This window comes from Dietzia sp. 2505 (genome assembly GCF_040546785.1).
Taxonomy (GTDB): Bacteria; Actinomycetota; Actinomycetes; order Mycobacteriales; family Mycobacteriaceae; genus Dietzia.
In genome coordinates this window covers 74524-85673 of record NZ_JBEPON010000006.1, presented here as the reverse complement: position 1 = coordinate 85673, position 11150 = coordinate 74524, and the positions used below count along the sequence as shown (strand labels likewise).

Here is an 11150-nt window from a genome sequence, read left to right as displayed (position 1 = left end):
GTCCATTGTCGCCGCCGCGCATCGCGGGAGTCGCTGTTCTAGCCTGATCCCATGAGCTTCGATCACCCCGCCGCCCGCGCGCGCATGGCCGACCTCCCCTCCGACACCCGCATCGCGGTGGTGACCGGCGCCTCCTCCGGGATCGGTGAGGCCACCGCGCGCGAACTCGCAGCGCAGGGGTTCCATGTGGTCGTCGGCGCCCGGCGACTCGAGCGCCTGCAGGCGCTCGCGGACGAGATCGGCGGCACCGCCATCCCCCTGGACGTGACCGATCCCGACTCGTGTGAGGCGTTCTGCGCGGCCGTCCCCCGGCTGCACGTGCTGGTCAACAACGCCGGCGGCGCCAAGGGCACGACCACCGTCATGGACGCCGACGAGGAGCAGTGGCGGTGGATGTGGGAGACCAATGTCCTGGGCACGCTGCGACTCGTCCGCGGCCTCATGCCGGTGCTCGTGGAGACCGGCGACGGGCTGGTGGTGACCATCACCTCGATCGCCGCGCTGGAGTCCTACGACAAGGGCAGCGGTTACACCACCGCCAAGCACGCGCAGGCTGTGCTGCACCGGACGCTCCGCGGGGAGCACCTGGGCCAGCCCGTGCGGTTCACCGAGATCGCGCCAGGCATGGTCGAGACCGAGTTCTCACTCGTGCGGTTCGACGGCGACGACGACAAGGCCGGCGCCGTCTACCAGGGATTGACCCCCATGGTCGCGCGCGACATCGCCGAGATCGTGGGGTTCGTGGCGAGCCGGCCGTCGCACGTCAATCTGGACCAGATCGTGGTCAAGCCGCGGGACCAGCACTCGGCGATGCGGGCGCACCGGCGCTGAGCAGAGCGCCCGGCGCCCGGCGCACCACAACCCGAGACCCGATGGCCGCGTCCCCCCGGCCCGACGAGGGCTCCGGGGGGACGCGGCCACCATTCGCGACACTGACGGGACGGCAGAGGCGCTGCCGGGGCGTCACTACTGGCCGGCCAGGCCCTCGGCCCAGTCGTACGACTCGAGGTACGGATCGGGCTCGATCGCGCCGTCGGACTCCCACACGGTGTAGATCAGGCCGTCATCGCGGATCTCGCCGACACGGGCGGTCTTGGTGATGTGGTGGTTCTCGCCGTCGACGGTCACCTCTCCGCTCGGCGCGGTGACCGAGACGCCGTCGGCCGCCTCCTGGACCGCGCTGACGTCGAAGGAGCCGGCCTTCTCGACCATCGCCTTCCAGAGGTACACCCCGGTGTAGGCGGACTCCATCGGATCCGAGGTGACGCGGGCCTCGCCGAAGCGGGACTTGAACTCGGAGACGAACTCGTTGTTCTCGGGGCTGTCGATGGTCTGGTAGTAGTTCCAGGACGCCAGGTGGCCCTCGACGTTCTGGATTCCGATGCTCCGGACCTCCTCCTCCCCGACACACATGGAGATGACCGGCATGTCGTCGCTGGTGAGGCCGGCATTGGCGAACTCGCGGAAGAAGGCGACCAACGAGTCGCCGACCACCACGTTGAACACCGCGTCCGCGTCCGCGGTGCGGATCTTGTTGATGATGGTCGAGAAGTCCGTGGACCCGAGAGGGGTGTAGTCCTCACCCAGGATCTCGATGCCGTTGGCCGCCGCGTACTCCTTGACGATGCGGTTGGCGGTCTGGGGGAAGACGTAGTCGCTGCCGACCAGGTAGAGGGACTCGACCCCTTCCTCCTTCAGGTAGTCCAGGGCCGGCACGATCTGCTGGTTGGTCGTGGCACCGGAGTAGAAGATGTTCGGCGAGGACTCCAGGCCCTCGTACTGTTGGCCGTAGTAGAGCAGGGCGTTGTTGGTTTCGAACACGGGCAGCATGGCCTTGCGGCTCGCCGAGGTGTATCCGCCGAAGACGGTCGCGACGCAATCGGATCCGATGAGCTTCTCCGCCTTCTCGGCGAAGACCGTCGGCTCGGACGCACCGTCCTCGGAGATGAGCTCGAGCTGCTTGCCCAGCACTCCTCCGTCCTCGTTGATCTGTTCCACGGCGAGGGTGATGGCGTCGCCGATCACCGTCTCGTTGATGGCGGTCGCACCGGAGAACGAGTTGATCGCGCCGACCTTGATCGTGTCGCCGGAGGTGTCGACACAGGACTCGGCGGCACTCGCGTTCTCATCGGAGGTCCTGCTCCCGCAGGCCGTCATGAGGGCGGCGATGGTGATGACACCGGTGGCCGTCATGAGTGAACGGTGGAGTCGTGACATTGGTGTGCCTTTCGGGTGCGGAGCGGTGAGTGGTGCAGAGCGGTAACTACAAACCCGGCTCGCTGTTCGAGTCCGGACAGTCGGGAGAGGGAGGGCTGGGGAGGGAGCTAGGTACTGAACAGGCGGGCGGACGCGGTCTCGTGCCGCATCGCGGCGATCTCCAGCTCGGGGACGAAAGAGGACACCGTCGCGAGTGGCGCACATTCGGCGGTGCGTGCGAGGTCCGCGATCCACGCGGTGTCGTCGAAGAGCAGCTGCTGCGCGCGCATCGGACCCAGTCGTCCGAGGCGCACCGCCGCCGAGAGCAGGCCGGAGTAGCTCGAACGGATCGCGCCCGCGATCGACCGTGCGCGATCGATGCCGAGCGCGCGTTGGACGACGCCGTCGACGACCGCCAGGTTGCCGGGGCTGCGCCCGGCGACCACCCGGCCGAGGTAGTCGCTGCCCGCGACCACGCCGAGAACCCGCCGCGCCACGGTGGCGAGCTGCCCCCCGCACGACTCGGACGAGACCCGGGCCGCGCGGGTGATCTTGTGAGCCCGATCCAGGTGGTCGAGTTCGACGAGGGCGTCCGTCGAGTCCGCGAGCCAGGCGTGACCGAGGACGACGGCGTCGAGGGTCGCCACGCTCCCCCGGATGTACGCGCGGACCGCGGCGTGGATCTCCGCTTCCGCGGCGTCCGGATGCAGCGCTAACCACGCCTCCAGGCCGTTCGAGTGGACGAAACGCCCCGAGGGGAAGGCGCTGTCGTGGAGTTGGAGCCAGGCCAGGTCGGCCTGGAGCGGATCAGTGGTCATGCTCGTGCCCGTGGGAATGGGAGTGGCCCGAGTCGTGGCGCTCGCCGCCGCTGTGGCTGTGACTGTTGTCTTGGCTGTGGCTGTGGCTGTGGCTGTGGCTGTGGTGATGGTCGGCCGACGTGTTGGTCCACCCGTTCGCGGCCAGGGCGACGGTGTCGACCCGACCGTTCAGCTGCAGACTGCGCAGCATCTCCTCGGCGGTGCCGGCACTGGTCATGAGAGGGGTACGCAACTGATCTGCAGAGACCTCCAACGGCGCGTGCTGGTTTCCGAGGACGTAGCCGAAGACCAGCGCCCGCCGGACCGCGTCGACGCCCACGTTGTCCGCGAAGTCCACCACCACGGCCTGCTCGGCCGGCCGGGAGATGGCGACGATGGTCGTCCCGTCGTCGGCGATCACAGCCCCATCTGCCAGGAAGGTGCCCCGGGGGAGGGTCACCGACAGCTGCAGGCCGCCGACGGTCGTGAGTACCTGCCGGTGCTTGCGTGCGTCGCCCCAGGGGACCAGGACGGGGTCAACCGATCGACGTGCGTACCCGGGATCGGTGACGTGGCCGAGAATCGTGGTTGCTTCCATGTCACATCCTTGTCTCGAGCGGTCCGAGTCGGAGAACCGATCGTCGGGCCATGTTCCGGAGTTCCTGGTGGACCCGGTGGAGGAGCGGGGCGCGGTGCGCCAGGAGTCGAACCGATAGGCCGACGTCATCGGGAAGCGCGCTCGCCGCCCCGCTGACACCCGGGGTCGCGTCCAGCGCGGCGTGGACGTCCCCCACGAGCCCGGAGAGGTCGTGCCCGGGGGCCACGACGAGCATCGTCGCCACATAGTCGTGTCCGCCCAGTACGCCGGGGCCCCTCGGATCGCTCTCGAGGGGAGTCAGATGAACGGTGTCCCGCGCCGTGAGCCTGCCGCCGAGGAGTACGTCCGACCGGGCGGTGAGCGAGCGGTAGGCGAAGCGCTCACCGTGGCCGATCCGGCCCGAGGCGAACGCCTCCCAGCCGATGTACACCGACGAATCCCGCACACTCACCTCGGTGACCTGGCGATAGCTCGAATCGGCGTGGGGGATGACCGTCTTGGAGTCGAACTCGACCACTGAGCCAGCGCCGATGTCGATCGTCGTGGTCTGCGACGCCCCCTCGCCTCCGGCGAAGACCTGGGTTGCCGACTGGGAGGTGAGGTAGAGGTGCGTGTCGTCGCCGGTGGTGATGCGGGTGACGAGGTCGTCCCCGGGGAACACCCCGCCGGTCGGGTTCTGGATGCACAGGAACGCCGCCGACGTGTTCTCCGGGTCCGCGTACATCGGCACGGTGATGCGCTGAGGGAACTGCTGGTGCAGCGAGGCGATCTGGGTCCTGCCCGTGCGCCCACGCACCAGAGCGCAGTCCAACAGGCTCCGCGTGGTGCTGTCGGCTCCCGGGAGGCTCACGGCGCGGAGGACATGTGGTCCGCCGGCGCGCCGTGCCCCGCCGGGACACCCACCATCGCGCCACGAACGAGTGTCCCGAACACCTCGTCGAGACCCGCACCGGAGCGGAGGTCGGTGAATATCGACGGCCGGCCCGGGCGGGCGAGTTCCACATCCGACCGCATCCGCCCGAGGTCCGCCCCGACGAGCGGGGCGAGGTCGATCTTGTTGATCACCAGGAGGTCCGCCTGGAGCATCCCGATCCCCTTCTTCCGCGGGATGTCGTCGCCTGCCGCCGTGTCGATGACGAAGATCCAGTAGTCGACGAGGTCCGAGGTGAACGTCGCCGCCAGGTTGTCGCCGCCCGATTCGATGAGGACGACCCGGAGGCCGGGGAACGCCGCCTCGAGCTGGGCGACCGCCGTGAGGTTGGCGGAGGGGTCCTCCCTGATCGCCGTGTGCGGGCAGGCGCCGGTCTCCACGGCGAGAACACGGTCGGGATCGATGAGACCGCTGCGGCGCACGCGCTGCGCGTCCTCGTCGGTCTGGAGGTCGTTGGTGATGACCGCGGTGTCGATGCCCGCCTCCCGGAACATCGGGAGCAGGCGCTCGAGAAGCCGGGTCTTTCCCGAGCCGACCGGTCCGCCGATACCGATACGAATAGCTTCGGCCATGGTGATCTCCTATTTGATGGTGTATCTGCGTCCGAGTGGGACGGTCGACATGGGGGTGCTGGTGCAGTGCTCTCCGTCCACTTCGACCCGGTAGGTGTCCGGATCGATCCGGATATCGGGGCAGTAGTCGTTGTGCAGGAGATCGCTCTTGGTCTTGGACCGCGCGTCGATGCACGGGACCAGGGGCGTATCCAGTCCGAGCCGGTCGCCCAGACCGTCGTCGATCGCGGCGCCGGCGACGAAGTTGACCGATACATCGGCCGGGGTCTTGCCGAACGCCGCCCACTGGGGTCGGTACTTGAGGGGCTCACACGTCATGAGCGAGGCGTTCGCCTCTCCCATGACGGACCACGTGGGGAATCCGCCCTTGAACACGACCTCGGGCCGGATGCCGAAGAACTTCGGTTCCCACATCACGAAGTCGGCGAGCTTGCCGGTCTCGAGTGAGCCCACCTCGTGGTCGATCCCGAACATGCGGGCCGGATTGATGGTGATCTTGGCCAGATAACGCAGGATGCGGTGGTTGTCAGCGCCGGTGCCGGAGTCCTCCGGCAGTGCTCCCCGGGTCGCGCGCATGTGGGAGGCGAGCTGCCACGTCCGAGCGATGGTCTCCCCTATCCGGCCCATACCCTGCGAGTCCGACCCCATCGCCGAGATCGCGCCGATGTCGTGGAGCACGTCCTCCGCGGCGATGGTCTCGCGCCGGATGCGGGATTCGGCGAACGCGACGTCCTCCGGGATCCGGGGGTTGAGGTGGTGGCAGACCATCACCATGTCGAGGTGCTCGTCGAACGTGTTGATCGTGTAGGGATTGGTCGGGTTGGTGGAGGACGGCAGGCAATGGGATTCGCCGACGACCTGCATGATGTCCGGGGCGTGACCGCCGCCCGCGCCCTCTGCGTGGTAGGTGTGGATCGGGCGACCCGCGATGGCCCGCATGGTGTCCTCGAAGAACCCCGCCTCGTTGAGGGTGTCGGAGTGGATCTGTACCTGCAGACCCAGTTCGTCGCCCGCGTCGAGAGAGGCCCGTATGGCGGCCGGTGTCGCGCCCCAGTCCTCGTGGATCTTGTAGCCGATGGCACCCGCGAGGCCCTGTTCGATGAGAGGCGCCGTGTGCGCGGCGCTGCCGTTGGCCAGGAACCCGAAATTGACCGGGAACTGCTCCACGGCCCGGAGCATCCGGGACAGATTCGTCGGCCCGGAACTGGTGATCCCGACGGTGACCGGTCCCAATCCGCCGCCGATCATGGTGGTGATCCCGCTGGAGACGGCTTCCTCGACAAGGCCGACGCTGTCGAAGTGAACGTGCACGTCGATCGCCCCGGGAGTGACGATCATCCCCTCGCCCGACCGGACGTCCGTGCCGGCCCCGATGACGAGGTCGGGGTGGACACCGTCCATCAGTCTCGGGTTCCCCGATTTACCTATCCCCGCGATTCTGCCGTTTCTCACCCCTATATCCGTTTTCCGAATACCCAGAACCGGGTCGATGAGAAGTGCATTGGTGATGACGAAGTCGAGAGCACCCTCGGCATTGGTGATGGAATTGTGGACCGCCATTCCTTCACGCATGGTCTTACCGCCACCGAATACGGATTCGTCTCCGTACACGGTGTCGTCAGCCTCGACGCGGGCGAGCAATTCCGTGTCGGCGAGTCGTACGCGGTCCCCCGTGGTGGGACCGAACAATTCCGCATAGTGTTGTCGCGATACGCGAATAGACATCGAGTAGTTCCCTTCGCGTGAATGTCAGGAGGTCGTGGAGTCGAGGAATCCGGCGGAGTCGAGAGCGTCCATCAGGTCGTCCGACGGGTGGTCGCGCAGCGCCTCGTTGGTCATATCGTTGAGCCCGTACAACTCCCGGGTCCCGCCGAAATCCGTCAGCCGGACCTCTCGCTCCTCGCCGGGTTCGAATCGGACCGCCGTGCCGGACGCGATGTCGAGGTGCATCCCGTACGCCTCGCGACGGTCGAAGGACAGGGCGCGATTCACCTCGAAGAAGTGGAAGTGCGAGCCCACCTGGATGGGCCGATCACCGGTGTTGACCACCGACAACGTCGACGTGCCGCGCCCGCTGTTCAGTTCGATCTCACCGTCTTCCACGAGGATCTCGCCAGGTGTCACCTCGGCCTCGGCCGGGTCCGACCGGGTCCCCGGCCGGATGGGATCGTGGATGGTGACCAGCTTCTGACCGTCGTCGAAGAACCCCTCCACCTGGACGGTGCCCACGAGATCCGCGACTCCCGGGAGCAGATCGTCCTCGGTGAGCAGGTGGGCTCCGATGTGAGCGGCTTCGGCGACGGTCGAGCCGGCTCGCGCGGCCTCGACCACCTCGTCCGCGATCAACGCGCGGGCCTCCGGATAACTGAGCCTGAGGCCTTTGCCCCTGTGGCGTCGGGCCAACTCCGCAGCGAGAAAAAGGAGAAGTCGATCCTCTTCCTTAGGGGTCAAGTGCACTGCACATCTCCTCCACTACTGCAATTCGGGCCAAGCCGCTCTCATACGATTCGGCGTTGCCAGTGATCATTGTCCACCGCGGGTGAACAGATCAAGGTGAATCACCCGTGCAGGCCAAATGTCAATTGATTGAAACAATCGCGACACACTGCGGGGGTCGGGCGGAGTCTCGACCGCTATCTCGTTAACCTCGCCGCAAAGAATCACTCATCAGCACCGATGGCCGGGGGCACGAGAACCGCTCGCCCCGGGCCCTGCGAACCCAGCGGTGAACGGTGTCCACGACGAGGAGCGGCACCCGCCGACGACCCGGACCCGTGACCGTCCGATCTCCTCGCCGGAGCGGGTCCCGCCGGCGGAATCACCGACAAGGCCAGGCTTACCGATGTTCGGTTAGGCTTACTGACCTGGTGAAACGCTGTCGCCAGCCCTACTCTGGGACCCCTGGGGCGCAACATGCCCCGGGCGAACCTCGACACCCGTCGAGGTCCCCCGAGAGGAAGGGTGCCATGATCATGGCCAAGAAGTCGTCGTCGTTCACCGAGCTCCTGTCCGCGCAGGTCGGTCACGAGTTCGCCGCGAGCCAGCAGTACATCGCGATCGCCGTGTGGGCCGACGCCAAGGACCTGCCCCAGCTCGCCGGGCGTTTCTACCAGCACAGCCTCGGCGAGCGGAACCACGCCATGATGATGGTCCAGTACATGCTCGACCGCGACATCCCGGTGACCATCCCGGCCGTACCCGGTCCGCAGGCGGAGTTCGAGGGCCCCGTCGCCGCCCTGCGCTCCGCGCTCGAGCAGGAGAAGCAGGTCACCCGTCAGATCGAGTCGATGTTCCAGGCCGCACGCGCCGAGTCCGACCCGCTGGGCGAGCAGTTCATGCTGTGGTTCCTGCGTGAGCAGGTCGAGGAGGTCGCCAACATGAGCACCCTGGTGGCGATCGCCGAGCGCGCGGACAACGACTGGTTCCGCATCGAGGAGTACCTCGCTCGGGAGACCGACACCTCCACCAACACCGGCACCCCGCCCGCGGTGGCCGGCGGCGCCGTCTGACCGGACACACCGGGCCCGGCGACCGGCAGCGGGCGGGGCAGGTGCAGGTGGGTCAGGCGCGGGTGTACTCCACGTAGCCCACCCCGCTGTCGAACCCGATCCGCCGGTGCGTGACCAGGGCCCGCGCCCCGGTGGACCCGGCGATGAGTGGTCGCCCCTGGCCGATCACCACCGGGTTGACCTTGAGCCTGAACTCGTCGATCTCGTCCATCAACTCGGCTGCCAGCTCCCCGCCGCCGCAGAGCCAGATGTCGAGCGGGGAGCTCTCCGCCTTGAGTCGGCGGACCAGCGTGACGGGGTCCTCGTCCGACGCCGTGAGCCCCTCCTCGGCCGGCAGGTCGTCCGGCCGGTGCGTCACCACGTACTGGCGCAGGTGCGGGTAGCCGCTGGCCAGCCCCTCGTCGACCGCGACCTGATGGGTGGACCGGCCAAGCAGAACCGTGTCGAACACCCGTGGGGCGGTCCCCGCTAGCCCGATCGCGCCGCGGACGTGGCCGGGGATCGTCTCCGGGTAGTGCTCGATGAGCCAGGCCATGTGGTCGCCTTCGAGCGGGAAGAAGTCCGTCCGCCCATCGGGGTCCGCGATGAACCCGTCGGCAGTGACGGCGATGTAGTAGATGAGCTTGCGCATGGGTGAGTCCCTCCGTGGTCTGCGATCAGGTGAAGTTGGGTGGGGTCAGCCGAGCCGGATCACATCGTCCACCCCCACCCGGTCACAGAATCCGTCGTCGTGGCTCACCAGGAGCAGGGCCCCGCGCCACTGTGCGAGTGCGTCGGCGAGCACCTCCACGCCGGCGAGGTCGAGGTTGTTGGTGGGTTCGTCCAGGATCAGCAACTGCGGAACCGGCCGCGCGAACAACCGCGCCGCCAGCGCCGCGCGCAGGCGTTCGCCACCGGAGAGCTCGGCGAGGCGGCGGAACCCGGCCTCCCCGGTGAACAGCATCCGCGCCGCGTGGGCGTGGGCCTGCTCGGGATCGGCATCGGGGCGCACCGCCCGGATCGCGTCCACCACCGACCTGTCGGGATGATCGACCCGCAGATCCTGCGGCAGCAGAGCCCAGGGCACGTGCGCCGCCTCGTCGTCGCCAGCTCCGGCGGACCCGTCTCCGAACAGGCGCCGGAGCAACGTGGTCTTGCCACTGCCGTTGGGGCCGGCGAGCCGTATCCTCGCAGGCCCTGTCAGGTGAATGCGCCCGGCGACCGGATCGAGAGCGTCAAGCACGATCCGCCCGGGCGGCAGCCCCGGGTCGGGCATCGGAATCCGCAACAACTCCTCGCGGCGGACGGCGGCGGCGGCGTCCTGCATCCGCGCGCGCGCCTGCTCGACTCCGTGCTCGTGCACCGCGCGGAGTCTGCCCGCGGACTCCTGGGCGGACCTGCGACGTGCGTTCATGAGTATTTTGGGCATTCCGCCGGCGGCCTGCACCCGACGCCCCTGCGCGAGTCGGCGGTTCGCCTTCTCCGTCCCCTCGACCCTGTCCCGCTTCTCTGCGCGCAGCCCGTTGCGGGCGCCCGCCAGCGACTGCACCGCAGCAGACTGTTCGGAATCGGCGACCTCCCGGTACAGCGAGTACGGCCCACCGAACGATCGACAACGTCCGGACCGCAGCTCCACCGTCGCATCGACCCTTTCGAGCAGCTCCAGGTCGTGGCTCACCACCACCGCGACCCGCCGCCCTGCGGAAACGAACCTCTCGAGCGCCGCGAACAACCTGGCCCGGGCCGGTCGGTCGAGGTTGTTGGTCGGCTCGTCCAGGAGCAGCACCTCGGGCTGCCCCAGGAGCCGACCCGCCACCGCCGCGAGCGTGCGCTCCCCGCCGGACAGCTCGCTCACGGGTCTGGTCAAGTCGGCGGGCAGGCCCAACTCGTCCAGCAGCGCGAGGGTCCGTTCGGCGACGGACCAGTCATCACCGATGCGTGCGAAGTCGTCGTCGTCGCCCTCTCCCGCCTCGATCCGACGCAGCGCCGCGAGCTGCGGGCCTACCGAGAGTTCGTCGGCGAGGGTGCGGCCAGGCGAGGCGTCGACGAGCAGCTGCGGCAGGTACGCGACCGTGGGCGCGCGAGCGGGTTCGCCGTCGACGGAGATCGACCCGGCGGAGGGTGACAACTCCCCCGCGATGACGCGCAGCAGCGTGGACTTACCGGCGCCGTTGCGGCCCACCAGCGAGGTCAGACCGGGGTGCACCGTGAGGTCGAGCCCGGTGAAGAGAGTGGTGTCGTCGGGAAACGCATAGGCGACGTCCGACAGGACGAGGGAAGACATGAATGCTCCAGGGAGGTGGCGGGTGGGCCGGGTCTCACCTGGGGTCGATCACTGTCCTGCGGCTCCTCGTGTCGAGTTCTCGGCTGGCACCCGCGCCCGCGGGTATCCCCGCAATCGCGCCGTGCGCTTGCCGACTTCCGTTGTGCAACTTGCGCCCGGGCGAGACCGGAGGCAAGGGCTGGACGGTCGAGCTCGCTGGGCTGGGAGCCGACATAGCGCGTGATCCGACGACTCGCCGGGCCCCTCGCGACTGATGGGACCAACCCGGTGCGGAGAGCAGGCGA

At 68.3% G+C, this 11150-nt stretch carries 11 protein-coding genes; 2 read left to right on the top strand and 9 right to left on the bottom strand.

Annotated features, from left to right (window positions below; all coding sequences use genetic code 11):
* Nucleotides 1-51: 51 nt before the first annotated feature.
* Nucleotides 52-831 carry an SDR family oxidoreductase gene (locus ABIE38_RS12430; RefSeq protein ID WP_354056680.1) on the top strand — a complete coding sequence of 260 codons (780 nt, stop codon included), beginning with the start codon at nt 52-54 and terminating at the stop codon, nt 829-831.
* 135 nt (nt 832-966) lie between these two features.
* Here the strand turns inward: ABIE38_RS12430 and urtA are convergent, their stop codons facing one another.
* The 7 genes from urtA to ABIE38_RS12395 all read right to left on the bottom strand — a co-directional run bounded on the left by urtA (nt 967) and on the right by ABIE38_RS12395 (nt 7551).
* The gene (urtA, locus tag ABIE38_RS12425) at nt 967-2193 is read right to left on the bottom strand and encodes an urea ABC transporter substrate-binding protein (RefSeq protein ID WP_354056678.1); all 1227 of its coding nucleotides are present in this window, start codon (nt 2191-2193) and stop codon (nt 967-969) included.
* Nucleotides 2194-2324: 131 nt separating this feature from the next.
* Nucleotides 2325-3014 (bottom strand): urease accessory protein UreF, encoded by a 690-nt coding sequence (locus ABIE38_RS12420; RefSeq protein WP_354056676.1) that lies wholly within the window; start codon nt 3012-3014, stop codon nt 2325-2327.
* Nucleotides 3004-3591, bottom strand: a complete 588-nt coding sequence (locus ABIE38_RS12415) for an urease accessory protein UreE (RefSeq protein WP_354056674.1) — start codon at nt 3589-3591, stop codon at nt 3004-3006. Before ABIE38_RS12415 ends, ABIE38_RS12420 begins: the two co-directional genes overlap by 11 nt.
* 1 nt (nt 3592) lies before the next feature.
* Complete coding sequence (locus ABIE38_RS12410) at nt 3593-4441, bottom strand: urease accessory protein UreD (RefSeq protein ID WP_354056673.1); 849 nt, start codon at nt 4439-4441, stop codon at nt 3593-3595.
* Nucleotides 4438-5094: an urease accessory protein UreG gene (gene ureG / locus ABIE38_RS12405; protein ID WP_354056671.1), complete on the bottom strand. Its 657-nt coding sequence runs from the start codon at nt 5092-5094 to the stop codon at nt 4438-4440. Before ureG ends, ABIE38_RS12410 begins: the two co-directional genes overlap by 4 nt.
* A 9-nt stretch (nt 5095-5103) precedes the next feature.
* Complete coding sequence (gene ureC, locus ABIE38_RS12400; RefSeq protein WP_354056669.1) at nt 5104-6819, bottom strand: urease subunit alpha; 1716 nt, start codon at nt 6817-6819, stop codon at nt 5104-5106.
* 24 nt (nt 6820-6843) lie between these two features.
* Nucleotides 6844-7551: an urease subunit beta gene (locus tag ABIE38_RS12395; protein ID WP_354056667.1), complete on the bottom strand. Its 708-nt coding sequence runs from the start codon at nt 7549-7551 to the stop codon at nt 6844-6846.
* A gap of 509 nt (nt 7552-8060) precedes the next feature.
* On the opposite strand from ABIE38_RS12395, the gene ABIE38_RS12390 reads away from it, so the two are divergent.
* The gene (locus ABIE38_RS12390; RefSeq protein WP_502914783.1) at nt 8061-8603 is read left to right on the top strand and encodes a ferritin; all 543 of its coding nucleotides are present in this window, start codon (nt 8061-8063) and stop codon (nt 8601-8603) included.
* Between the two features lie 52 nt (nt 8604-8655).
* Here the strand turns inward: ABIE38_RS12390 and ABIE38_RS12385 are convergent, their stop codons facing one another.
* A complete protein-coding gene (locus tag ABIE38_RS12385) occupies nt 8656-9234 on the bottom strand; it encodes a dihydrofolate reductase family protein (RefSeq protein ID WP_354056666.1) in 579 nt (192 codons plus the stop codon).
* Between the two features lie 45 nt (nt 9235-9279).
* Nucleotides 9280-10866 (bottom strand): ATP-binding cassette domain-containing protein, encoded by a 1587-nt coding sequence (locus ABIE38_RS12380; protein ID WP_354056664.1) that lies wholly within the window; start codon nt 10864-10866, stop codon nt 9280-9282.
* Nucleotides 10867-11150: the final 284 nt, after the last annotated feature.

Excerpts from the sequence above, each read along its gene's own strand:
- ABIE38_RS12420 (WP_354056676.1), bottom strand. The coding sequence starts at position 3,014 with ATGACCACTGATCCGCTCCAGGCCGACCTGGCCTGGCTCCAACTCCAC.
- ureG (WP_354056671.1), bottom strand. The coding sequence starts at position 5,094 with ATGGCCGAAGCTATTCGTATCGGTATCGGCGGACCGGTCGGCTCGGGA.
- ABIE38_RS12380 (WP_354056664.1), bottom strand. The coding sequence starts at position 10,866 with ATGTCTTCCCTCGTCCTGTCGGACGTCGCCTATGCGTTTCCCGACGAC.
- ABIE38_RS12385 (WP_354056666.1), bottom strand. The coding sequence starts at position 9,234 with ATGCGCAAGCTCATCTACTACATCGCCGTCACTGCCGACGGGTTCATC.
- urtA (WP_354056678.1), bottom strand. The coding sequence starts at position 2,193 with ATGACGGCCACCGGTGTCATCACCATCGCCGCCCTCATGACGGCCTGC.
- ureC (WP_354056669.1), bottom strand. The coding sequence starts at position 6,819 with ATGTCTATTCGCGTATCGCGACAACACTATGCGGAATTGTTCGGTCCC.
- ABIE38_RS12415 (WP_354056674.1), bottom strand. The coding sequence starts at position 3,591 with ATGGAAGCAACCACGATTCTCGGCCACGTCACCGATCCCGGGTACGCA.
- ABIE38_RS12390 (WP_502914783.1), top strand. The coding sequence starts at position 8,061 with ATGATCATGGCCAAGAAGTCGTCGTCGTTCACCGAGCTCCTGTCCGCG.
- ABIE38_RS12430 (WP_354056680.1), top strand. The coding sequence starts at position 52 with ATGAGCTTCGATCACCCCGCCGCCCGCGCGCGCATGGCCGACCTCCCC.